This window comes from Leuconostoc gasicomitatum LMG 18811 (assembly GCF_000196855.1).
Lineage (GTDB): Bacteria > Bacillota > Bacilli > Lactobacillales > Lactobacillaceae > Leuconostoc > Leuconostoc gasicomitatum.
This window is the reverse complement of sequence record NC_014319.1, coordinates 1,046,636-1,070,107: the sequence shown is the minus strand read 5'-3', so window position 1 is coordinate 1,070,107 and position 23,472 is coordinate 1,046,636. Positions and strand designations below refer to the sequence as shown.

The 23,472-nt window shown below is 34.1% G+C and carries 23 protein-coding genes and 1 pseudogene; 18 read left to right on the top strand and 6 right to left on the bottom strand.

The features are described from left to right. Positions 1 to 9: 9 nt before the first annotated feature. Positions 10 to 963: a multidrug resistance efflux transporter family protein gene (locus tag LEGAS_RS05215; protein ID WP_013231624.1), complete on the bottom strand. Its 954-nt coding sequence runs from the start codon at positions 961 to 963 to the stop codon at positions 10 to 12. 12 nt (positions 964 to 975) lie between these two features. Then, positions 976 to 1,530, bottom strand: coding sequence for a helix-turn-helix domain-containing protein (locus LEGAS_RS05210; RefSeq protein ID WP_013231623.1), 555 nt, complete (start codon positions 1,528 to 1,530; stop codon positions 976 to 978). A gap of 224 nt (positions 1,531 to 1,754) precedes the next feature. Between LEGAS_RS05210 and LEGAS_RS05205 the strand changes: the two genes are divergently transcribed. The 8 genes from LEGAS_RS05205 to LEGAS_RS05170 all read left to right on the top strand — a co-directional run bounded on the left by LEGAS_RS05205 (position 1,755) and on the right by LEGAS_RS05170 (position 9,523). Beyond that, entirely contained in the window at positions 1,755 to 3,275 is a 1,521-nt protein-coding gene (locus LEGAS_RS05205) for a ClC family H(+)/Cl(-) exchange transporter (protein WP_013231622.1), read from the top strand. Positions 3,276 to 3,441: 166 nt separating this feature from the next. After that, positions 3,442 to 3,807, top strand: a complete 366-nt coding sequence (locus LEGAS_RS05200; RefSeq protein ID WP_010381837.1) for a TetR/AcrR family transcriptional regulator — start codon at positions 3,442 to 3,444, stop codon at positions 3,805 to 3,807. 10 nt (positions 3,808 to 3,817) lie between these two features. Further along, the gene (locus LEGAS_RS05195; RefSeq protein ID WP_010381839.1) at positions 3,818 to 4,066 is read left to right on the top strand and encodes a hypothetical protein; all 249 of its coding nucleotides are present in this window, start codon (positions 3,818 to 3,820) and stop codon (positions 4,064 to 4,066) included. Positions 4,067 to 4,329: 263 nt separating this feature from the next. Beyond that, complete coding sequence (locus LEGAS_RS05190; protein WP_013231619.1) at positions 4,330 to 4,962, top strand: YczE/YyaS/YitT family protein; 633 nt, start codon at positions 4,330 to 4,332, stop codon at positions 4,960 to 4,962. A 220-nt stretch (positions 4,963 to 5,182) separates the two neighbouring features. Next, positions 5,183 to 5,377 (top strand): hypothetical protein, encoded by a 195-nt coding sequence (locus tag LEGAS_RS05185; protein WP_010381844.1) that lies wholly within the window; start codon positions 5,183 to 5,185, stop codon positions 5,375 to 5,377. 469 nt (positions 5,378 to 5,846) lie between these two features. After that, the gene (locus tag LEGAS_RS05180) at positions 5,847 to 7,607 is read left to right on the top strand and encodes a LysM peptidoglycan-binding domain-containing protein (protein WP_010381848.1); all 1,761 of its coding nucleotides are present in this window, start codon (positions 5,847 to 5,849) and stop codon (positions 7,605 to 7,607) included. Between the two features lie 127 nt (positions 7,608 to 7,734). Then, entirely contained in the window at positions 7,735 to 8,586 is an 852-nt protein-coding gene (locus LEGAS_RS05175) for a PhzF family phenazine biosynthesis protein (protein WP_013231617.1), read from the top strand. 133 nt (positions 8,587 to 8,719) lie between these two features. Continuing rightward, positions 8,720 to 9,523 (top strand): alpha/beta fold hydrolase, encoded by an 804-nt coding sequence (locus LEGAS_RS05170; RefSeq protein ID WP_013231616.1) that lies wholly within the window; start codon positions 8,720 to 8,722, stop codon positions 9,521 to 9,523. A gap of 282 nt (positions 9,524 to 9,805) precedes the next feature. Here LEGAS_RS05170 and LEGAS_RS05165 read toward each other — a convergent pair whose 3' ends face one another. After that, positions 9,806 to 10,702, bottom strand: coding sequence for an IS3 family transposase (locus LEGAS_RS05165; protein ID WP_242821469.1), 897 nt, complete (start codon positions 10,700 to 10,702; stop codon positions 9,806 to 9,808). Further along, positions 10,654 to 11,154, bottom strand: a complete 501-nt coding sequence (locus LEGAS_RS05160) for a helix-turn-helix domain-containing protein (RefSeq protein ID WP_010388672.1) — start codon at positions 11,152 to 11,154, stop codon at positions 10,654 to 10,656. The genes LEGAS_RS05165 and LEGAS_RS05160 overlap by 49 nt, the downstream gene beginning before the upstream one ends. Positions 11,155 to 11,515: 361 nt before the next feature. Between LEGAS_RS05160 and LEGAS_RS05155 the strand changes: the two genes are divergently transcribed. From LEGAS_RS05155 to LEGAS_RS10315, 3 genes are read left to right on the top strand one after another with little or no spacing between them, the layout of a single operon-like run. Next, on the top strand, positions 11,516 to 11,947 hold the full coding sequence (locus tag LEGAS_RS05155) for a MarR family winged helix-turn-helix transcriptional regulator (RefSeq protein WP_010382729.1): 432 nt from the start codon (positions 11,516 to 11,518) through the stop codon (positions 11,945 to 11,947). Continuing rightward, positions 11,937 to 14,192 (top strand): ATP-binding cassette domain-containing protein, encoded by a 2,256-nt coding sequence (locus LEGAS_RS05150; protein ID WP_013231614.1) that lies wholly within the window; start codon positions 11,937 to 11,939, stop codon positions 14,190 to 14,192. Before LEGAS_RS05155 ends, LEGAS_RS05150 begins: the two co-directional genes overlap by 11 nt. Positions 14,193 to 14,246: 54 nt before the next feature. Beyond that, positions 14,247 to 14,336 carry a putative holin-like toxin gene (locus tag LEGAS_RS10315; RefSeq protein WP_128567919.1) on the top strand — a complete coding sequence of 30 codons (90 nt, stop codon included), beginning with the start codon at positions 14,247 to 14,249 and terminating at the stop codon, positions 14,334 to 14,336. Between the two features lie 309 nt (positions 14,337 to 14,645). On the opposite strand, the gene LEGAS_RS05145 is transcribed toward LEGAS_RS10315, so the two are convergent. Continuing rightward, complete coding sequence (locus LEGAS_RS05145; protein WP_013231613.1) at positions 14,646 to 15,170, bottom strand: HAD-IIIA family hydrolase; 525 nt, start codon at positions 15,168 to 15,170, stop codon at positions 14,646 to 14,648. Positions 15,171 to 15,366: 196 nt separating this feature from the next. On the opposite strand from LEGAS_RS05145, the pseudogene LEGAS_RS10360 reads away from it, so the two are divergent. From LEGAS_RS10360 to LEGAS_RS05135, 3 genes and pseudogenes are all read left to right on the top strand, one after another. Then, positions 15,367 to 15,647: pseudogene (locus LEGAS_RS10360) on the top strand (IS30 family transposase); the annotation flags it as partial. A 141-nt stretch (positions 15,648 to 15,788) separates the two neighbouring features. After that, complete coding sequence (locus LEGAS_RS05140) at positions 15,789 to 16,592, top strand: isocitrate lyase/phosphoenolpyruvate mutase family protein (protein ID WP_013231612.1); 804 nt, start codon at positions 15,789 to 15,791, stop codon at positions 16,590 to 16,592. A gap of 4 nt (positions 16,593 to 16,596) precedes the next feature. Continuing rightward, the gene (locus LEGAS_RS05135; protein ID WP_013231611.1) at positions 16,597 to 17,640 is read left to right on the top strand and encodes a bifunctional transcriptional activator/DNA repair enzyme AdaA; all 1,044 of its coding nucleotides are present in this window, start codon (positions 16,597 to 16,599) and stop codon (positions 17,638 to 17,640) included. 417 nt (positions 17,641 to 18,057) lie between these two features. Here the strand turns inward: LEGAS_RS05135 and LEGAS_RS05130 are convergent, their stop codons facing one another. Then, the gene (locus LEGAS_RS05130; RefSeq protein WP_013231610.1) at positions 18,058 to 18,696 is read right to left on the bottom strand and encodes a CatB-related O-acetyltransferase; all 639 of its coding nucleotides are present in this window, start codon (positions 18,694 to 18,696) and stop codon (positions 18,058 to 18,060) included. A 367-nt stretch (positions 18,697 to 19,063) separates the two neighbouring features. Between LEGAS_RS05130 and LEGAS_RS05125 the strand changes: the two genes are divergently transcribed. The 4 genes from LEGAS_RS05125 (at position 19,064) to LEGAS_RS05110 (ending at position 23,303) form a co-directional block, all read left to right on the top strand. Continuing rightward, complete coding sequence (locus tag LEGAS_RS05125) at positions 19,064 to 20,377, top strand: Y-family DNA polymerase (protein ID WP_013231609.1); 1,314 nt, start codon at positions 19,064 to 19,066, stop codon at positions 20,375 to 20,377. After that, positions 20,370 to 20,753 carry a hypothetical protein gene (locus LEGAS_RS05120; protein ID WP_010382748.1) on the top strand — a complete coding sequence of 128 codons (384 nt, stop codon included), beginning with the start codon at positions 20,370 to 20,372 and terminating at the stop codon, positions 20,751 to 20,753. The genes LEGAS_RS05125 and LEGAS_RS05120 overlap by 8 nt, the downstream gene beginning before the upstream one ends. Further along, on the top strand, positions 20,740 to 20,991 hold the full coding sequence (locus LEGAS_RS05115; protein ID WP_013231608.1) for a hypothetical protein: 252 nt from the start codon (positions 20,740 to 20,742) through the stop codon (positions 20,989 to 20,991). The genes LEGAS_RS05120 and LEGAS_RS05115 overlap by 14 nt, the downstream gene beginning before the upstream one ends. 272 nt (positions 20,992 to 21,263) lie before the next feature. After that, the gene (locus LEGAS_RS05110; protein ID WP_013231606.1) at positions 21,264 to 23,303 is read left to right on the top strand and encodes a KxYKxGKxW signal peptide domain-containing protein; all 2,040 of its coding nucleotides are present in this window, start codon (positions 21,264 to 21,266) and stop codon (positions 23,301 to 23,303) included. Positions 23,304 to 23,472 lie beyond the last annotated feature (169 nt).

Genomic DNA, 23,472 nt, shown 5'->3' with positions numbered 1-23,472 from the left:
ATTACGACGCTACCGATTCATATTACCGCCATAAATACCAAGAATAATAATAACTATACCAAGTACTATAACAAAGTTTGGCAAACTATTGCCTAAAATTATAATCCCTAGCAATATTGAAAATATGATTTCCATTGATTGGGTTGACTCAATATTTGCTAGTTTTTTCATATCGGTCATGACTAGTGAAGTTGCATGGAAGAATAGACCTGTTGCTATCACACCGGAAAAAAGAGCGACTAGAAATGTTGTTTCCACTTGACCAAAAGATGGTCCGCCGAACTTAATATAAGTCCCTACGGATAGGCATAACCATGTGGGGTAAGTACAAACTAGCATACCAAATAATCTCTCGAACCCATTTAGGGAAGCACTGACAGGCATCACCATCCTATTACCCATCGGATAACTGATAGCAGCTACAAACATCATAACTAGCGCAATACCAAAGTTTAGAATCACACCGTCAACCATTAAGTAGTTTAATACGGTTAAAGCGACACCAATAAGTATTAAAAATAGCCATGGCAAAATTGATAGTGGGATTTTTTGTCGAGGAATTCTATACCTGCTGTTTTTTGTCGTGTTAACTAAGGGTGAAATAAGAACCCCCAACACGATAGTAATTTGCCACATACTTGCAGTAAGCCAACCTGGAAATATACTATTAGCAAAACAAAGTGGTACGTAAAACAAAACGAAGCACAGATGGCTACCTATAAGCCACTGCATTTTGTTTAATTTGATGCGTTTAATGACGTGTTTTATTGAGAAACTATCACTAAATAAAAAATGAATCAGTAATAGCAGGGGCATCATCCATAAGTATCTCAATATTGCAGACCAAATCCATGAGCCAGTACTTTTTGCCATCAATTCATTCAGAACGAAAGTCAACGAAAAGAAAAATGCCGACACAATACCAATAAAATTAGGGGCCTTTAATATTTTAGCAATCATCATAAATACCTCACTTTATCGTGTATTGTCATACAGCATAATACAATAGAATTCACAGTCGTCTGCTTCTTGATTGATATATCGGTGGCCCACTTGTGCATCAAATTTAGCCAATTCTCCCGCTTGAATCGTATGGCTTTCATCGTTAACAACAATTGTTAACGCACCCCTTGCTACGATTAGCATTTCAATTGTGTTATCAACATGTGGTTCTGAATATCTTTCTGCCTGACCACTAAGGGAAATCTTGAAAATTTCGAAATTATCATTTACAGAGGTATTAAATGTTGCTTGAATCGTGACACCTATATTCTCAGTAGCAATCGGATGTAAATCGGATTGCTTGACAAGTTCAAAATCAATGCCAGCCTTTGAAAAAAAATAATTAATAGGAATACCTAAACCACTCGAAATTTTCCAAAGATTATCAATTGATGGTGAAGTTTTGCCAGTTTCAATATTATGCAGTGTTGGTTTACTGACATCGGTCATTTCTGCAACATTATCTAAAGTCATATTTTTTTCAATACGTACCTTTTTCAAGTTTTCTCCAACTCGTTTTCCAATCATTAGCGCCCTCTTATTTACTTTATGAAATTAAATTCAATATAATGGAATTATACACACTGAATTTATTTTTGACAAGTTTTTTATGAAACAATTAAGTCAATATAAGATGTTGAGCATTTAATCTCATGAAAAATCGTTGCTGGCGAATGAATAAGAAAGCGAGCAATGGCACGAATAGAAAAATGAAGTTGAAGTAACATCTCATTTTGTTGTACACTAATGCTATGTTAAAAAAAAGATTTCATTTTAATACTTCTAAACTTGCCATTGTTTTGTACGGTGCAGTTATAGGTTTTTTTACAGGATTAGTAGTTAGTTTATTTAGATTGTCGATTGAAAAATCCTTATCATATTTTCAGTCTTTATATGTGAGTATTGGTCATGGTAATTTTCAAGCGCTAATCATTGTTATCATATTAAATGTGTTGTGCTTATTTTTCGTATCCTGGTTGTTAAAAAGAGAACCAAATATTTCCGGTTCTGGCATACCGCAAGTCGAAGGTCTGTTAATGGGCGAATTGACTGTTAAGTGGTGGTCTACGCTTTGGCGTAAATTTGTGGCAGGTATTCTGGCTATTGGTAGTGGTTTAATGTTAGGGCGAGAGGGGCCATCTATACAATTAGGCGCTTCAATCGGTCAGGGTATTGCAAAATACCGGCAATTGAGCCACAATAAAACAAAAAGTTTGATTGCAAGTGGCGCAGCCGCAGGCTTATCCGCTGCATTTAATGCACCACTAGCCGGTGTAATGTTTGTATTAGAGGAAGTTTATCACAGTATCTCACCATTTGTTTGGGTAGGCGCTTTGACTGGTGCAACAGTTGCTGATTTTGTTTCAACAGTTATGTTTGGTCAGACACCAGTCTTAGCTGTTGGTCATTTAAATATTTTTCCCGTGAGGTTATATTGGTTACTGTTAATATTTGGTATAGCATTAGGTTTGTTTGGATTTTTATATCAAAAAGTATTGCTGTTTAGTTTGGCAACGTACGCTAGATTAAAAATACCAAAATATTTTTATGGTATCATACCTTTCATGTTATTAATGCCAGTCGGTATTTTTTGGCCAAATCTACTAGGTGGCGGTAACAGTCTGATTTTATCTTTAAAAGACACACCAATGAATGTTAAGGTGCTTTTAGTGATGCTAATGGTACGATTTATTTTTTCTATGATTAGTTATGGGTCTGGGCTACCAGGTGGTATATTTTTACCTATCCTAACGTTAGGCGCATTGAGCGGTGCCTTGTTTGCCAATTTGTTTGTGTATTTTAATCTCATGCCTACGTCTTATATTTTGAATTTTGTTGTTATCGGTATGGCTGGTTATTTTGCTTGTATTGGTAAAGCGCCATTTACAGCAATCATTCTTATTATTGAAATGGTAGGCAGCATAACTCATATCTTGCCCTTAGCATTAGTCAGTTTAGTTGCGTATTTAATTGTTGACTTACTGAATGGTGCCCCAATTTATGAGTCTCTGCTGGAAAGATTACTAAAAAGAAGCAAGCAAGGCATGACATCATCTGACATGACCACCATAGAAATATCAGTTTTAGCAGGTGGGATTATGGAAGATCAACAAATACGAGACTTGAAATTAGTGCCTAATAGCTTAATTACACTGGTTAAAAGATCTGATAACTTATTAATACCGAAAGGTGATTTAGTTTTACGAGCTGGTGATATTATTGACATCAGAATGAGTCAAAGTGACTCAAAAGCTTTCAGGGGTCAATTCTAACTATCACAACTCATTGAATTTGGGAAATATGTGATTGATACACGCCCTTATGAAAACAGGTTTATTATTTAAACTGTTTTCATAAGGGCGTTTTTATTTTTCCAAATCATGGGAAACACAATTATATTTATTTGACTAAACAGTCAAATAAATATATACTTTGTTTATGGGTAAAAATAAAAGTTTTAACACGAATGATGTTCTCATAAAAATTGCGCAGTTATTCGTGAGTCGAGGGTACAACGGCACCTCTCTAGACGATATTGTTGAGAAAACTGGTCTTCTCAGAGGAAGTCTTTATGGGACTTTCGGAAGTAAACTCGGCATGTTTGTCGCCACATTGGAACTATGTTTAAAAACAGGAGAAGATGATTTGAAATGGGGATTACTGATAGTAGCGATGCTAGAAGTAACGGCACGAAATAAAAAAGTTTTTGACATAGTTGAAACGTGGTATTTAGACAATCAGCATGAAGAAATTGCCAAACAACTGGGGTTTGTGCTGTTAAAAAATAGTGGAATAATGAAATGAGGTAAAGATAATGGAAAATAAAATCGAGATAACCAATCAAATGTTAATTGTCATCCCGCAAGGAATAGATAAAATAGCATCGTTTAAATCAAAACTGGAAATTCCTTGGCAAAATGTAGTTGGTGCTTCAATTGATATGGGTATATTAAATGAAAATAAGGGATTTCGAAATCTTGGAACTGCTTTACCGGGATACTGGGCTGGTAGTTATGATAAAAATGGTGAAAAAAGTTTTTTTCAACATAAAAAAAGAGGCTAAACCAATCGTGATTCAGTTGCGTAACGAAAAATTTAACCGCTTGATTCTAGGAGCAGACAATGCTGAAAAAATTGTCGACGCAATCAACAACAACATAAAATAATCATTTGTTTGATCTGCTGAAAGACGAATAACTTAAGGCTAAAGTGGATAAACGCTGTTGTGAAATGGCAAGTAGCCTTTTTCAATAACGATATAATTTATTGACAAGTTTGAGTACAACATTTATAATTCACCTACAAATAGTAAGTTGAGGGAAAAATTTGTTCAATAAAAAATTAGGGGTATTTTCTCTTCGTCTTGGTTTATCTATTGTCGGCACTGTTATAATTGCATTTGGTATTGTCTTATTTCGTTTGGCGAACATAGGCATTGATCCGGTTACGGCAGCAGATGTTGGGATATCAGATACATGTCATTGGAACTTGGGGAATTACCAATTGGCGTTTAATGCACTGCTGTTTTTAGGCGTGTTGTTCTTTGATAAAACGCAATTTGGTATTGGCACTTTAATCAATATGTCTTTACCTGGATACATTGTCGCTTATTTCACGCCGAAACTAGCGCCTATAACTATGTCTTGGTTTGGAAATTTTTCTTATTTTGAAAATATATTTTTATTTGTTATTGGCATGCTTCTGTTTTCACTGGGAATTGGCATATACACGAGCGTCAATCTAGGCGTTTCTCCATACGATGCAATCGCGCCATTGTTTAGTAAGAAAAAATGGGCCAGTTACCGCCTGACAAGATCTGTTCAAGATTTGTTATTTTTTGTATTAGCTATTATATTTGGTGGACCGCTTGGTATAGGAACGTTTTTAATTGCTACGTTAACTGGCTATATTGTGCAATACTGGCGTCAGCTATTCAAAAAAATAAAACGTAATATATAATATAAAAAATGTAAAAACGCATAGCTGTTGCAGCTATGCGTTTTATAATTTCAAAAATTGTCGATAGTTAATCACCAAAAATGATACGGAATTTTTCTGGTGTGATTGTTCATTTAATCATCTGAGTGTAGTTGTTTTTTCATATGCTACCACTGAAAATCATAAATTAATTGACCTTCAGAAGCTAACTAAAAAGCGAGTGACATTCAGTTGGGAGTGGATGTATAGCAAATCGTACGACCAAACTGAAGATATGATTAGTCAACACAAAATCTTAACTCATCTGGTAAGATTATACGAAGAAGAAGAATTACAACCCATCACAACAAAAACGTACAAGATAATTAATGCCGAAAATATGAAGAAAGCACTCACTGTTGTATTAATTATTGCTTTTATTCAAACACTAATGTGACTGTTTTTTGTGAGAAGAACGAAAAGGGCAATCAATTGTCTTTTTTTATTTTGGTCTATTTATTTAATTGAAAAGCTAATATTTTTAAAAGAAGTATGTGAAAAGCAAATTACAAAAAATTAACTGAACACGACATGTTTCTGAAAGACTGGTCTAGGTGGCTACTAGCTAATTGGCTTCATTGGCCTAGTATTCAGTTACTGATATATTTGATCGAACTCATTGTTTCAATTTTTCGTTCCTTTGAAATGAAACGTTCCAATGACAGTATGTTCACGAGATATAAGTTACAGATCCTTTATGGTTAGTTTTAGGCAATTACTATTAAAGGCTTTGTTTCTTTTTTTGTGTTATGTTGATCAATTAATATTATCGAAAAGTTTATCTTAATCTTCTTAAGTTTTTCTTAACAATCTTACGAAATATGTTATAATTTACTTATCTGTTGATTTTGAAAGTGAGAGAATATATGAAAAAATATTTGTTAGTGACTGCAGTTGCAGCATCAGTTGTGGGTGGACAGGTAGTTGAAGTTTCTGCGAGTACCACATACAATGTTAAACCCGGGGATACATTGTATGTCATTGCATTAAAAAATAATTTGAGCGTCAGTGAGATTAAATTAGCTAATCACTTGAACTCCGATACCATTTATTCTGGTCAAAAGTTAATATTAGGCAAAGCAACATCTTCTAGTACGACCACATCTACAAAAACTACGACAAAGTCGAATAATACATATACCGTTAAATCTGGTGATACCTTATCAAAAATTGCTTCAAATCATAATATGAGCCTTTCCCAAATTGCTACTTTGAATCAAATTAGCAATGTTAACGTCCTTCGTGTTGGACAAGTTCTAAAGATAGCTGGAACGAGCATTTCCACAAATCAAAGTAATGCCAAAACAAGCAGTCCGGAAATTACTACAAGTACAGCAACTTACACGGTGAAATCTGGTGATACGCTATCAAAAATTGCTAGTTCAAACAAAATGACGTTAGCACAGTTGGCCACGTTAAATAAAATAACAAATGTGAACATGCTTCGAGTTGGACAAGTATTGAAAGTAACACGAACAAGCAGTGCAGTACAACCCGTAAAGTCTACTACGACAACAACAGCTAAGGTGAATACAGCGTCATATACTGTTAAGTCAGGTGATACCCTATCCAAAATAGCTGCAAACCACCATATGAGCCTCGTTCAAATTGCGGTTTTAAACAAAATTACTAATCTCAATGCTATTCGCATTGGACAGATTTTGAAAGTTTCTGGTACTGTTGCTAGTACAAGTCAGTCAGCTCCGTCAGCTTCTAAGCCAACGACCAGCACCAGTACAACATATGTGGTTAAATCTGGAGATACGCTTACTGCAATCGCTAACAAAAATGGTGTCACACTGTCAAACTTATTATCTTGGAATAAATTATCACGTGGAGCCATTATTTATCCTGATCAAAAGTTAACTTTGCAACAAGTTATAAATACAACGACATCAAGTACGACAAGCACAACAACAACTTCAAAGCCAACCACAACCACGAATAGTTACAAGGTTAACTCTGGAGAAACCTTGTATGGCATCGCTGCAAAATTAGGCATGAACGTTAATACGTTATTGACTTTAAATGGTTTGAAGTTGACAAGTACAATTTACGTTGGGCAAGTGTTGAAAATTTCTGGGACAACGACATCAACGGCGACTCCTGTTACATCTGAGATATCAACACCAGTAGCGGGGAATATCTCGACGGCTGGATTGAGTATCTATCAAGCTGCTTGGCTGAAAACAGCTGTGGCAGATGCAAAAATTGCGACAATTGGGACAGGCGTTTTACCTTCTATCACTGTCGCTCAAGCCATTCTTGAAAGTGGTTGGGGACAATCAATTTTAACTTCAGCACCTTACTATAACTTGTTTGGCATTAAACAGGGAACTGGTTGGCAAGGCGCAATTGTTAATATGAAAACTTCTGAGTATGTAAACGGTAAGTGGGTGACGATCTCGGCACCATTCAGAGCTTATAGTTCACAGATGGCTTCATTTCAGGATCATACGAAATTCTTATTGACGAATAGTCGCTATGCTGGCAATGGTGTCATTAATGCAAAAAATTATGTGAATATGGCGAATGGTTTACAGGCAGCTGGATATGCGACTGATCCAACCTATGCTAATAGGCTCATTAATTTAGTTGAGCGATATAATTTGCAATCATTAGATTAGATTGTACTAGTGTAAAATTGAAGCAAGTTCTCAAATTTCATTCATTAAATCTGTTGTAATTAACCAAATTTATCTGTATAATCACTGAAACAAGTAAATTTATAGATAATCAAAGAGGAAAATAAAAATGGTTGACGTTTATGTTGCAAGTGCTTTTAGCAAGGATAACGTTGGTGGGAACAAAGCTGGACTAGTTTTTGATAGACCTGATTTGAGTTCAGTTCAAAAAATGGCAATTGCAAAAAAATTAGGCTATGCTGAAACTGCGTTTATAACAAGTTCAAGCGTAGCTGATTTTTGTTTAGAATATTTTACACCCACTGAAGAAGTGCCACTTTGTGGTCACGCCACAATAGGCACATTTGCAATTCTGAATTTATTGAATAAATTATCTAAAAATAATTATACAATAGAGACTAAATCGGGTGTGTTGTCTATTGAAGTTGATCCAGATGGTATGGTATTCATGGCACAAAATACACCAACTTTTTTTAATGAATTATCATTAGATTTATTTAATGACTGTTTAGATACTAGTTCAATCAATGATAAACTACCAATTCAGATTGTGTCTACTGGTTTAAGAGACATTATGGTGCCAATAAAATCAACTAAGCATTTACAACAATTAGATCCTAACTTTAGTGTTATGACAGAATTGAGTAAAGAACAAAACGTCATTGGTGTCCATGCCTTTGCTCTAGAAGAAGGCATGGACAACATTACTGCAATTTGTAGAAATTTTGCGCCTCTTTACGACATTGATGAAGAGTCTGCAACAGGAACTTCCAACTGTGCATTAGCTTGTTATCTCTTTAAATATGTTGAAAAAAAATCACAATATATTTTTGAGCAAGGCTATAATCTAAATAGCCCTTCGCGAATAGTTGTTAATTTAAAAACGCATGATGATATGATTGATGCAGTTTTTGTTGGAGGTTATGGCTATCTAGTTGAAAAGAAGTCATTATCAGTTTGATTTTTTATATAAATGTTTGATCACAATTTAAATGTTGTGCGGAATTTTTTGATTTTGAGCGCTGTGTATTCTAGAATTTTAGGCATATCTACGGTTTGACTTGAAATATTTATATGACGTATAGGGAGATTTTATGGTACTTAAACAATATAATGGTATTCAATACCAGGATTTAGGTGAAGGAGAGCTAATCTTATTTCTTCATGGTTTATTTTTAGATAAAAATTCTACACAAATATTTTTTGAAAGAGATTCACAAATCATTAATTTCAAGCGTATATATTTGGATCTTCCAGGTATGGGTGATTCGGCGATAATTGAAGAGCCTTCTTCTAACGCAATATTTAAAAAACTAGTTGCATTCATCGATCATATCATCGGAGAAAAGTCATTTATCGTATATGGACATTCATATGGTGGGTATTTAGCTCAAGCAATTGCTCATCACTACCAGAATCAGGTAAGCGCAATGTTTTTAACTTGTCCTGTAGTAATTGCTGACGATAATTTAAGAATAACTGAAAAGCACAAAAATGAATTTGGCGATGAAATAAAGATTACGACGAATGATGCTTTTTTTTCTGACTTTGAAGCAATGAATGTTATGATCAATGAAACAAGTTGGTTAGCATATCAAGAACTCATTTTACCTGGACTGCAAAAAGCTAATCAGGTATTTATAGGAAAATTGCAAAAAAATAGTTATGGGCTATCTTTTGAAAAAGAATTAGATCATTTTGGTAGTGAAACAAAAATTCAAGTCGTATTGGGAAGATATGATCATATTGTAGGCTATAAACAACAACTTGCATTATTTGTACAAAAAGAAAATGCCGATATAACATTACTTTCTTCTGCTGGTCACAATATCATGATAGATCAACCTGACACTATCTATTCTCTATTTAACAAACTAATCAATAACAAAAACCAATAAAAATTGGATAATTTCTTATTCTTGACTTAAATATAGTGCAGATTGCGAAATTAAATGGCACACTTTGCACAAAAAGATGCAGAGACTTTGATGGTAATTGTTTAAAACAATCCTAAAGAATCTGCGTTTATTATCTTATGGACGCTCTGTTATTTTAAAGAAAATACATTGTTGTATGACAAGAGGATGATCAGTAATTATGAATTAACATCATTGAAACGGGTTTTCTAAAAGACGTAGTCACATGATGTGAACCCCAATAGTTGGACAACATAGAATTAATTAACTAACAGACTCAGTGGTAAGTTGCCGATATTGAACCGGCGACAGACCGTTGAGTTTTTGTTTGATCCGGTGATTGTTGTAATAATTGATAAAGTCGTCAACGACCACTTTGAAATCATGAAATGATTCGTACTGTTTATGATGCACGATATTGGCTTTCAAAATATGGAAAAAGCTCTCAATCGGTGCATTGTCGACTGGTGTTGATTTACGGCTCATGCTTTGCGTCATGCCAAAATCCTTCAACGTGTTAATGAACATCGGTGTCTGATAATGGAATCCCTGATCACTATGAATAATAGCTCCACGATGCTTTGACAATGCTTTTAATGGTCGCATGACAAGCGTCATGGTTGGTGTTTTGGCTAAATGATACGACAGGACTTCGCCTGCATATAAATCGACAAACGCCGTCAAATAAGCTTTATTATGATCGTTCAACTGAATTTCAGTGACGTCTGTGACGATCTTTTGATAGGGTTCTTGTGCTTGAAAATTGCGTTTGATAACGCGTTCGGCAATCCGCCCAACCGTACCGCGATATGAATTATAGCGACGCTTACGCGTGTTATACGTGGTGCTGAGGAGTGCGTTTTGACGCATAATGCGGAGCACGCGCTTGTGATTCACCAAATAACCTTGGTCGTGCAACAACGTTGTCACGCGACGATACCCATATTCGGTTTGGAATTGAGGTGACTTAATTTGACGGATTACGTCTGCTATTTTGTTGTCTGATGCCGTATTGAGCGGATGAGCTTCTAGATAATAATAGGTACTGCGTTTCAAGCCAATTAGAGCTAATAAATCATCCACTTTAAAATATTTAGTCCGCCTTAGTGACGTTACTGCCGTTTGTTTTTCTCGGTTCGTTGATCCACTAAGGCTTTTAATTTTTCTAATATCGCCACTTTCATCTTGAGTTGATAATTCTCTTGCTTTAAGTCAGCGAGTTCTTGTTGTTCGGGTGTGAGTGGATGAATGCGTTTGCGTCCCATTGTTGGTTGCCGGCCTTTCGGTTTAGGTTTTAACCCATTGTACCCGAATTTTCGATACGTTCTCAACCAATTAGCGATTGTTGTACTAGGGAAGACCGCAAAATAGCGTGCCGCCTCTGATTGTGAGTGTGTTTCAAGATAGTTCAACACGGTCATTTTAAAATCTGCTGAATAGGTTTTCTGGTTTTTAAAACCAATGGAACCAGTCACGAGATACTCATCACGCCATTCGCGAATCGCGTGATCATTATTGATGGCATATTTTTTGACTAATTCAATCAAACTATTTTGACCAGATAACCATTCCTTAACGACCATTAATTTAAATTCATATGAATATTTTGACATAGAAAAACCCAATAACTTTCTGAACAGATTTTTTATTCTGTCCAAGTTATTGGGTTCACTTCACACACTACGCCTTTTTTCTATGATTTCATTACAGTGTGGATTTTTCACAAATTTAAGGTGTTGATAGCTTGCATAGTTGAACTGGTGGTCGATTAATTAGTATATTGAAATGAAGATGGTTAATAAAATAGCAGTTGTAGAAATATAAATAATGATTAAAATTTTAGTATTTGAATCATTGTGTTATGAATGGCGAACACGTATTAATTGATACGTTAGCAGTAGATAGTTGATTTTTAGTTCCATAAAAGGTATAGTTTCTATATAGAAACTATACCTTTTATGGAGGGAACTTGTTATGGACGAAAAATTTAAAATAATATTATCACAATTACAATGTGAATTGGTGGCGGAACGTAATCTCGTCAATCCTGCAGAAGTTTCATGGCTACAATATGATATTTTAAGTTTATTGAAGTTAAAATCACTATTGCCAAAAGAACTGAGTAAACATCTTGGTATTACAAAATCAAAACTTTCGAAAAACCTAACAATATTACATGAATTGGGTTATATCAATCAAACACCAGCTCAACTTGATCGCCGCGAAATGATTACTAAGTTGACTGACATAGGACTTATCTTCCTCACTAAAACTGATGAAAAGCACGATGAATTATTGTCTGATGCTAAGGCTTGTTTTACAAGCGATGAACAGAAATTATTCTCCGAACTGGCTGAAAAATTTGTGTTAGAACTACGAGAAAGAAGGGGACACAGTGGTTCATAGTAATATTATTGTCAAAGGCGCTAAAACCAATAACTTAAAGAATGTGGATGTTAATATTCCAGTAAACAAAATAACCGTTTTAACCGGTGTTTCTGGATCGGGCAAATCTTCTTTAGCATTTGAAACATTAGCAGCAGAAAGTCAGAGAGAAATAAACAAAAATTATAGTGCCTATATTCAACAGCTTCTACCAAAATATACAAAACCGGATATAGACACTATTCAAAATTTGCCCTTTTCTGTGGTTGTTAATCAAAAAGGTATTAGTGGTAATGCACGTTCAACTGTCGGCACCTTTACTGAAATTTATACTGCGTTGCGTCTACTTTTTTCTCGAAAAGCACGGCCATTTATTGGGTACTCAATGGCTTATTCATTTAACAATCCGGCTGGTATGTGTCAAAAATGCGAAGGATTGGGGTATATTCAAGAAATAAATATTAATCAGCTTCTTGATAAAAGTTTATCGCTTAATCAGGGTGCCATTCAATTTTCAACATTTCAGCCTGGTGGCTGGCGATTAACACGTTACACTGAATCTGGCTTTTTTGATAATAATCTTCCTTTGGTAAAGTGGACAAGTGAATCGGTAAATTTATTGTTATATGGTGAAGAACAGATTCCTGAAGCACCTACAATTGCATGGCATAAAACGGCCAAGTATCTTGGAATCATACCGCGACTGAAAAAATCTTTTTTTAACCAAGAAAATAGCAAATATAGCAAGGAATTAAACGATATTACTCAAAAAATTAGTTGTCCCGAATGTTATGGAACACGACTGAATGAAGACGCACGAACAGCTCAGTTAAATCACAAAACAATATCAGATTGTAGCGCTTTGCCACTTATTGCCCTTAAAAGATGGTTAGCAGGAGTAAATGATGGCAACGCTCAAACTTTACTGGTAGATTTGAATTTGAAAATTAATAGTCTAATAACTCTTGGGCTCTCGTATCTAAGTCTTGATCGCCGCACAAGTACACTCTCTGGCGGAGAGGCACAACGAATTAAATTAGCTAATCATCTCAATAGTGCCTTGTCAGGTGTTTTATATATTTTTGATGAGCCAAGTGTTGGCCTTCATCCTTATGATTTAATTGGCATAAACAAAATTTTTAAATTACTTACTCGAAAAGGAAACACAGTTGTAGTTGTTGATCATGATCCAGACATCATTAAAATAGCCGATAATATTATTAATTTAGGTGAAGAAGCAGGTGAAAAAGGAGGATATGTGACTTTTCAGGGCACATATGAGAAATTACTTGTCAGTTCAACGGTTACTGGCAAAGCACTAAGACATCCTGGTATAATTAACAAAAGTGATTTACTAAAAAAACAATTTATTAGATTGAATCATTTGAACTTTCACAATTTAGTAGATATTGATGCTAAAATTCCTAAAAATGCGCTAACAGTAATATCGGGTCCTGCAGGATCAGGGAAAAGCTCGCTTCTCTATGCATTTATCAAAACGCAATCTTCAGTCACAGTATTAGATCAAAAACCTATCCACACGAGTTCCAGATCTAATGTTTTAACATATTTAGGTGAATTTGATAAACTAAGAAAACTATTTTCAAATGCTACCGGATACAAGGAATCCTTGTTTTCTTTCAATGGTAAAGGTGCCTGTCCGGTTTGTAAGGGATTGGGAGTTGTTAAGTTAGATCTAGCTTATTTAGGTGATGAGGTATCTACTTGTGAAGTTTGCCAAGGCTCACGCTACTCTGACGAAATACTGAATGCTAGTGTAAATGGTTATAACATTCACGAAGTGTTAGAATTTTCTGCGGCTCAGCTATCTCAAGTTTTTCCGGTGTTTGAGCATGTAACGGAAAACCTTCAAAATTGTGGACTTGATTATATCAGAGTTGGGCAATCGATGAATACGCTTTCTGGTGGTGAATTACAGCGTTTAAAGTTAGCTAAGAATCTATTAAAAGACAAAAATAGCATTATTGTATTAGATGAACCAACTAGTGGGTTACACGAGTCAAATATCCAGCAAATCATCGATTTACTCAAAAAATTAGTTGTGAAGCATCATGTCACAATTATCGTAGTTGAGCATAATTTACGCTTTATTAGTCAGGCTGATTGGGTTATTGATATGGGCCCAGGGGCTGGTGAAGATGGTGGTAAAGTGCTTTTTGAAGGAACACCTTTTGAACTAATACACACTGCGCACACGCGTACGTCTATTGCACTAAGAGAATATCATCATAAGTCAATTAGTTAATTAATTTAGCTGAAAAAAATAATATAATGGCATAAGTGTACAGCATAACAACTCATGGGTGCTTTTGGTGAATTCATCTTAGGTATTTTGACGTTCGTAGTTTTGTTAATCGAAAAAGTAACCCACTTATATTTAACCAGATAATGATTTTTTAATAACTATTGTTAGTTACTGTCAAAACAGATTTACTAGGAACCGTGGTTAGCGTCATGGCTCTTTGTTATATCGTAGTACCATTGTTATTTTTTCTTAGGCAGATTGCAATAATTAACCGAACATCATATGTTGCTGAAAGATTTGTCTTGGTGATTGACTGTTTCGACTTGCAATCTGCCATATCTAAATTAATGTTTATAAACGGAAAAAGTCTTTTAACAAAAAAAGCACATGATAAACAAAGTCAGATGATTAATAAGCTAAAATGTGATGGCGATAAAAGGCCACAGGTCCTAATTACACAACTATATAATCAACAGCTGCTTCTAGATTTTTAACTTTGATAATGCCTTCGGTAATATCTTTGTTATTCAGTGGAGAATTCAATTCAGATTTTCCTGTAGATACGTGAATTCCTAGCATTTTACAATCCAGAGCCAACTGCATATCAGATGAGTAACGATCACCAATAATGATTGATTGACTATTGTCGAAATCATATTTTGCATGGGCCTGTTCGATTAATCCTTGTTTAGGTTTTCGGCAATTGCAGTTAGTGTTTTCAGAGTGAGGACAAATAAAAGCATCATCGAAGCCTATTGACAGTAGTGAATTAAAAAAATCATAATAGTTCATTTCCCCATCTTCAATATGCGTTTGATTGGATAGACCAAATACTTGCATACCATTTGCTTTTAATCTCTTAATGGCGTTAACTGTATAGGGAAATAGTCTGAAATCTTGCAACGACTTGAAATGGCCATTACCACCAATGGTACCGTCGCGATCAATAAATACTGTTGTATATTTTATCTTCATCATATGAAATTCCCTCACTGAAATTGAAATGTAGTAATTACTATTATAAGCATATTATACAATGAAATTTTATTACAAACTTTTTAGTGACTAGCAGAGTAAAATCAGTTTTAAAAATAAAATAATAAACATATATGTGAAATAATAAATTTAATACAAGAAAATTTAATCTAAACATGAAAATAAGAAAGCATTCTTCATGAATGATGAAACACCAAAAAATTTAAACGTCGGTTACATTTAAATGAAAATCAACGTCACATGATTGAATATTAAAAAATGACTCAATCAGATAAAACTAGATCACTGGGATATACACTGCCATTGATTCTACGTGAATTGCCTCATGGTAATTCACTATATTTTTCATACCTTGATAAACGCACACGATTAAACATGAATATTCATGCTCGCATCAGGTATTCGTACAAAGTGGTGAAATATATCGCTCTGAAGAAATGGATTAGAATGGCTAAGGGTGTCATTTAAAACTATCCTCTAGATACTTGTAATTGGTTAGAGTCCTTGTTGTTTAAAAAAATAGTTGTTCATTTTTCGTATGTATTAATTAAAAAAATTATTTATACTGTACATACCCTATAAAAGAAAAGGAACTTACTAATGAATAACAATGACTTTGCTAAAATGCATAACCCTAACAGACCGCTAACGTTACTGAATGTCTGGAATAGGGATAGTGCAAAAGCATTACAACATGAAAAAATAAAAGTTGTGGCCAGCAGTAGCTATGGCTCTGCAGCAGATAAGAACAAGGAAGATGGACAACAGGTATCTTTAAATGAAAATGTTGGCATTTTTAGCAGTCTAACAGGAGATATGTTCAGGAGTTTAGATTTTGAAGCCGGGTATTCCGATAATTCAAACAGCCTTCAAAGTAACATCAAATATTTGATTAAAAATAAGATTAGTGGAATCAATCTAGAAGATAAACTACCTGGAGAAAATGAACTGCAAGCCATTGAAAAATTTACAGAAAAAATAAATCTAATCAATCATACTGATATCGAAAAAAGTATGTTTGTGAACATTAGGACTGATAGTTTTTTTTCAGGTGATTTAATGATTAAAAATCAAAATAAAGAGTTACTTAAGGAAACAATCGACAGAATCAATCAGTATGAAAAACATGCCATTGATGGTATCTTTATTCCAGGGTTAAAAAACAAAGAATTTATTAGTACAATAGCACGAAATATTTCAGTTCCTTTGAATATTATGCTTGATATTCAATCTGATAAATTGGAAGAATATCTCTCAATAGGGATTTCAAGAATTAGTTTTGGTCCTTCAACTTTTCTGGAATTTAATCATACTAATTTTACGGTTGAAGACTATTTTAAGCAGAAAATTGATCAAATTTCATATTTAGAAAACAATAAACTAATTAACTTAGCAAGGGGGTAGATCATTGATTAAGTCTGAAAATCAAAAGCAGATTTACTATAATGCGTTGATAAAAAAAGATACAGAATTTGATGGCGTATTTTTCGCTGGGATTAAGACAACAGGTATATTTTGTCATCCATCATGCACTGCTAGAAAGCCCAAATTCGAAAACTGTGAGTTTTATCAATCAGCTGAGGAGGCATTATTAAGAGGTTATAGACCTTGCAAAGTGTGTCATCCGCTTTCCTATCCACAAGAATTACCTACTGAAGTAAAACTATTAGTTGAAGCTATTGAACAAAATCCTGAAAAAAAATGGAAAGATTATGATTTTAAATTGTTAGGAATACATTCGGCAAGTGCTCGCCGAATGTTCAAGAAAATTTATGGTATGACATTTGTTCAGTATGCAAGATCACGACGTATTGGTATTGCATTCAAAGCGATACAGCAAGGTAGTAAAGTAATCGATCAGCAAGTTTCCGCTGGCTTTGAGTCAGCAAGCGGTTTTAATGATGCCTTTACAAAAATAATGGGAAACCCATCCACAAGAATGACAGTAAAATTACTAAACACTAATTTTATCGAAACACCAATAGGTAGAATGATTTCAATAACAGATGATGAATTTTTATATCTTTTAGAATTTGAAAATAGAAGAGGACTTGAAACGGAAATATCTAAGTTACGTAATAAGCAAAATGCAAGACTAATTTATGGTGCCACAAAAATTAGTGAATTAACCGCTTACCAAATTAATCTATATTTTGACAAAAAATTAAAAAAATTCAATGTACCATTATACTTGGACGGTTCTTTATTTCAAAAAAAGGTTTGGAATATATTACTAACTAGCAAGGCTGGAGATAAACTGACCTATAAAGAAATAGCTACAATACTTGGCGACAGAAACAAATCACAAGCGGTAGGTAATGCCAATGGTGCAAACAAAATTGCAATTATTATTCCTTGCCATAGAGTGATAAATAGTAATGGCCAACTTGGAGGTTACGGAGGTGGTGTCGAACGAAAAAAATATTTATTAAATCTTGAATCTTCAAAGTAAAAATACTGTGATAACTAAATCATAGTATTTTTTAAGTTATTTTATTTGGATTATGCTAACATGAAATCAATTACAAACTAATATTTGTCCAACAAGTCGGTACAATAATAATTATGCTTACGTTGTTAGGACATAGGATGCAATTTATAGGACAACCAAGAAAGTAATCAGTAGAAAATATTAAAAAATGGCTTTTGCAATCAATTGTTCCGAATCCGCTGTTTTAAAGAAAACCGGTCATTGGCACAAACTATTGAAGCAATCGATACAGTGAAATTAGTGCTAAAACATGAAAATTTGATCTTAGTAACGACTAAAAGTATTAATTACACAAGCAATTATAAAATGAGATATTAATTTTGCAAATATCAAAAAAAGTTTAATTCAAAAATTTTAGATTGGATCTAAATAGACGAATTAAATTAATTCGTCTATTTTTGATTCTATAACATTTGCAGTCATTAAGTTGTCAATATTTTTCGTTATCCATGTAATATCTTTGTCCCACCAGGCAAGTTTTTGTAGACGCTCAATGATAGCGTCTGGAAATCTTTTTCGAATTTTTTTTGCAGGGTTCCCAGCAACAATTGAGTAAGCCGGAATATCACTAGCTACAACACTATTAGCACCAATGATTGCGCCATTTTCGATGTGAACTCCTGGTAAAATTGTTACATTCTGACCTATCCACACATCGTTTTCTATTATAGTATCTCCTTTGATTGGCAAATCATCAAATGTTGGGAGATGATCAGACCAGTTGTGACCCATGATATAGAAAGGGTAAGATGTCATTCCTTTCATGAGATGATTAGCGCCATTCATTATAATTTCAATATTTTCTCCAATTGAACAAAATTTACCGATAATCAATTTATCATTTATAAAATCATAATGGTGAGTGACGTGATCTTCAAATTTTGTCGGTTCTTTGTCTGAAAAATATGTATATATTCCTACATCAATATTAGGTTTAGTAACAACATTTTTTAAAAAGACAATACTTTTAACATTTTCATCAGGATAAATTTTATCGGGATTAGGGAATTCGGTCATAACCTTGGACCTCATCTTTCTATTAATATTTCATGATTAGTTTAACATAAACATTAACAATATTTCCAAAAACGTTACAGATATCTATGCAGCTACATACTAAAATATGACAAGCATATCACAGACATATAGTGATGTGCTTTTTGATTCAATACTTAGCAAGGCGCGTACAAAATTTGGTTGAAAAATTCAAAATTGTGATCTTTGTTTATCGTGATTTAGTTTTATAGATACAGGATATAATTTAAGTAATAACAACTTTATCATGCTAAAAACAATTAAGAAAATTAATATATTAAACTATTGCATATAAGAACATTTGTTCGTATAATGGTAAAATAGACTATATGACAAGGAACAATAAAAAATGGTTGGGCAGAGCTATAATTATCAATATGAAAAACAACGCGTATTCTTTATGATTGATTCAAAAAGCTTTTATGCCAGTGTTGAAAGCGTTGATCTTGGTTTGAACCCACTGCGATCAATTTTAGTTGTTATGTCTGAACAAGCCAATACAAATGGTGGTTTGGTTTTAGCAGCTTCACCTATGGCTAAAAAAAATCTTGGAGCAAGTAACATCATGCGCCAACGTGATTTACCTAGAGATAAAAAATTGATTATTGTACACCCTAGAATGAACCTGTATATTCAAGAAAATTTACGGATTAACAGTATTTATCGTGAATATACCACAGAAGAAAAATTATTGGCGTATTCAATTGATGAGTCATTGTTAGATGTGACGGATACTTGGGATTTCTTTGGCGATTCACCAGAAATCGTGGCGCGAAAAATTCAAGAACGTGTCCGTAAGGAGACTGGCATTTATCTGACTGTTGGTATTGGCGATTCGCCAGTTTTGGCTAAGATTGCTTTAGATATAGAAGCTAAACATGCGCCTAATCTTATGGGCGTTTGGCATTACGCAGATGTCCCTAAAAAATTGTGGCCAATCACGCAATTAAATGATATTTGGAGTATTGGCAAGCGCACAGCACTTAAATTAAATAATATGGGCGTAAATTCCATGTATGATTTGGCTCATCAAGATCCTTATATTTTCCGTGCTAAAATGGGTATCGTCGGCGAACAATTTTATGCGCTATCATGGGGCATTGATCGCTCTGATTTAACAGAGGTTATTGTCCCTAAAAGTAAATCTTATAGTAATTCGCAAGTATTACCACGCGATTATCATAAGCGTGAAGAAATTGAAATTGTCATTCGTGAAATGGTGGATCAAGTCGCCTCACGTATTCGATTCCATCAAAAACAGGCAACTATAGTGAGTTTATTTATTGGTCATTCGTATGCAGAAAGTGAAAAACAAAGTAGTCATGGTTTTAGAAAACAATTACGAATTGATGCAACTAACGACACGCGAAAATTAATGGAAATTATGATACAGTTATTTGAGCAAAATTGGCATGGCGAAGTTATTCGTCATATTGGCATTGATTATAGTGGGCTAATTGATGCCATGGGTATTCAACTAGACTTATTTAGACAACCAGAACAACAGATTAACACTAATAAAATTGATCAAGTCGTTGATGAGTTACGTCAACGCTTTGGGACAACTGCGATTATGCGTGCCATGTCCAAACTAGAAGGCGGTACAGCGATTGATCGTGCGAATTTAGTGGGTGGCCATGACGGGGGTAACAGCTATGAATGATGATTTTAGCCGATTGGTGACCAACTTCTTCAAAAATGATTATCGTGAGCGTGGCAAAGTCAAGTGGAACGGTTACTTTTTATCTGATCATACATCGTCACTGAAACAAGAAAAACAACAAAGACAACAAAGACATCATGTCACGAAAAAAATGGCACAAATGTCCTTATCAGAAATGAAGTCACGCTTACAGTATGCCAGTATTAATTATAAATTGGTTATTGTGCAAGAAAATTACACAGACCAAACAAATCATATGTTATCTAACGTTGTTGGTATAGTTGCTGGTTTTTCTGATCGTGGTGTCATGATTGGCACAGAACATATTTTATTTGAGAACATGTGGGCAGTGAGGTTAAGTCATGACAACAATTGACGAGATTATTTTAGAAATCGAACAACTATTTACCAAAAAACCAAACACGATTTATGAAGTCAAGTTGGTGGATCAAATTTATTCTGGTCAAATCAATATCTACTTTCAATACTATAAGATTGGCTATGCCACAACAGTTCAACAGATTGCGCGATTAGATGGGGAAATTTATCGTGAGAAATTGCCAGAAATTGCGCAAAAAATCAGGCATGTCACAGGACTGACTGTAATACTTTAGATTGAAAAGGAACGCCTGTTATACTTATTTATGATAGTTCTTTTTTGTTTGCTTTGAGTGAACAAACTCAAAGAATTAACATGTTCGTAACCGTTACCTATCGTGATTTAGCTTTGCTGGGAATAGGCTTTACTTTAATTGGACAACAGTTATATCAAGTTAAACGGAAATTAATAAAAATAGCAATGAAAATTAAATTGTACATGAATGAAAAACCGGTTATAATATTAAGATATTAAATTACTGTTGCAATGGAATAATTGGGGGGCAAAATGATTAAGGGATATAAATTATATAAAGTTGGTAAGAGGTTAGTCACAGGAGTTGTTTTAACTACTGGTATCATGACTACCTTTGCTATTAACTCGGCAAGTGCAGATACAACGCTAGTATCTGGTTCAGACAGTGCAGTTGTCAAATCGGATACTAACCAATCTGAAAATCAGATAGCAACGGCTTCTAGTTCTGTCAAGGAACCAGATCACATAGCAATGAATTCATCAAAAAATTCATCTGATAATATTGATAACAAAGTCGCCGATAGTAACATAACTACCACGCAAAATGATAAAGATAAGGCACAAGCTGAAAAGCAAACCACATCAAATACTGACACTACTGTCAATAATGACAAGGAAACGGCAACAAATAGTAGTTTATCATCAAGTACAGTTTTGTCCACTGATAGTAATGATAAAGCAACTAACGTGACACCTTCATCAGAGATCAGTACCGTTCCAACATCAGGGAAGACAGATAGTTCCGCACAGGTTCAAACACAAGAACCTGTGAAAAACGGGTGGATCAATAAAAACGGAACAAATCAATTTTATGAAAACGGTAAAATAGTTGTCGGTGAAAAAAATATTGATAATTACTGGTATAATTTTGACAAGCAAGGCAATTATTCAGTTGGACTAACCAATCTTTTATCTAAAACTGTTTATTATGATAACAATGGTCACATGCATTATGGCTATTTAAAAGTTGATCAGACATATATGTATTTTGATGAAAAAGACGGACACGCTGTGACAGGTGAACGTGACTATGGTAATGGCAAAATGCAATATTATGGTCAGGACTTTAAACAAATACAAAACAATTATGTTCGTACAAATGCCAATACCATTTATTTCTTTGGTACCAACGGAGATGCCGTAAAGGGTATTCGTAATTATGATAATGGCAAAATGGAATATTATAGTAATAACTATAATCAAGTACGCAACAATTATGTTCGTACAAATGCTAATACCATCTATTTCTTTGGTACCAACGGAGATGCTGTAAAGGGAATTCGTAATTATGATAATGGTAAGATGGAATATTATAGTAATAACTATAATCAAGTACGCAACAATTATGTTCGTACAAATGCCAACACCATCTATTTCTTTGGTGCCAACGGAGATGCTGTAAAGGGTATTCGTAATTATGATAATGGCAAAATGGAATATTATAGTAATAACTATAATCAAGTACGTAACAATTATGTTCGTACAAATGCTAATACCATCTATTTCTTTGGTACCAACGGAGATGCCATAAAGGGAATTCGTAATTATGATAATGGCAAAATGGAATACTATGGTAATAACTATAACCAAGTACGTAACAATTATGTTCGCACAAATGCCAATACCATCTATTTCTTTGGCGCCAATGGAGATGCCGTAAAAGGGTTACGTTATTATGGTAGTCACCCTTATCAAGTTGAATATTATGGTAATAACTATAATCAACTACGTAATACATCAATCCGTGTTAATGGCAAAAAATATGATTTTGGTGGGAACGGTGATTTAATTATCGCAAAAAAGCCAGTTTATTTTTCTCAGTTAGATAGTCGTTGGTCTAATCATCGATTTAATGATTACTCAATGGGTCAAGCAGGCTGTGTACCTACCAGTATCGCCATGGTATTAAATGGCTCATACGGTATTAATGTGAATCCTGATGATGTTAAAACAGTTATGAACAATTTAAGTCAATCATCTTTTGGTGCCACAGGACGTGATCTAATCAATACAATTACTGCTTATGGAAGAAAAGTAGAACAAATTAATACAGTTGAACGTACTGCTAATTTATTGCAACAAGGTGTGCCGGTCATATTCTTTGTAAATGTTGCTGGTGGTATTGGACATGCTCTTACCACGTATGGTTATAGCAATGGGGCTACCGAAGTATTAGATCCGTATAATAGATGTTATTATAATGGCTGGTATGATGTCAGCGCTCTTTCTAATAATTTAAGTAGAGATAGCAGTGATTGGAATGCAGGCAGACCAGTTTTCGCTATTATGTGAACAAACTATAAGGTAATCGAGAAAAAACACATGGCGACATGTGTTTTTTTAAACAAAGAATTAACTAGGTATGTCCAAGAATTATTGATAAAAATTATGTAAAAAATCGAATTTTTAAGGATGCTATGAAAGTATTTAAAAATGATAAATACTTAAATGCTTGGAAATG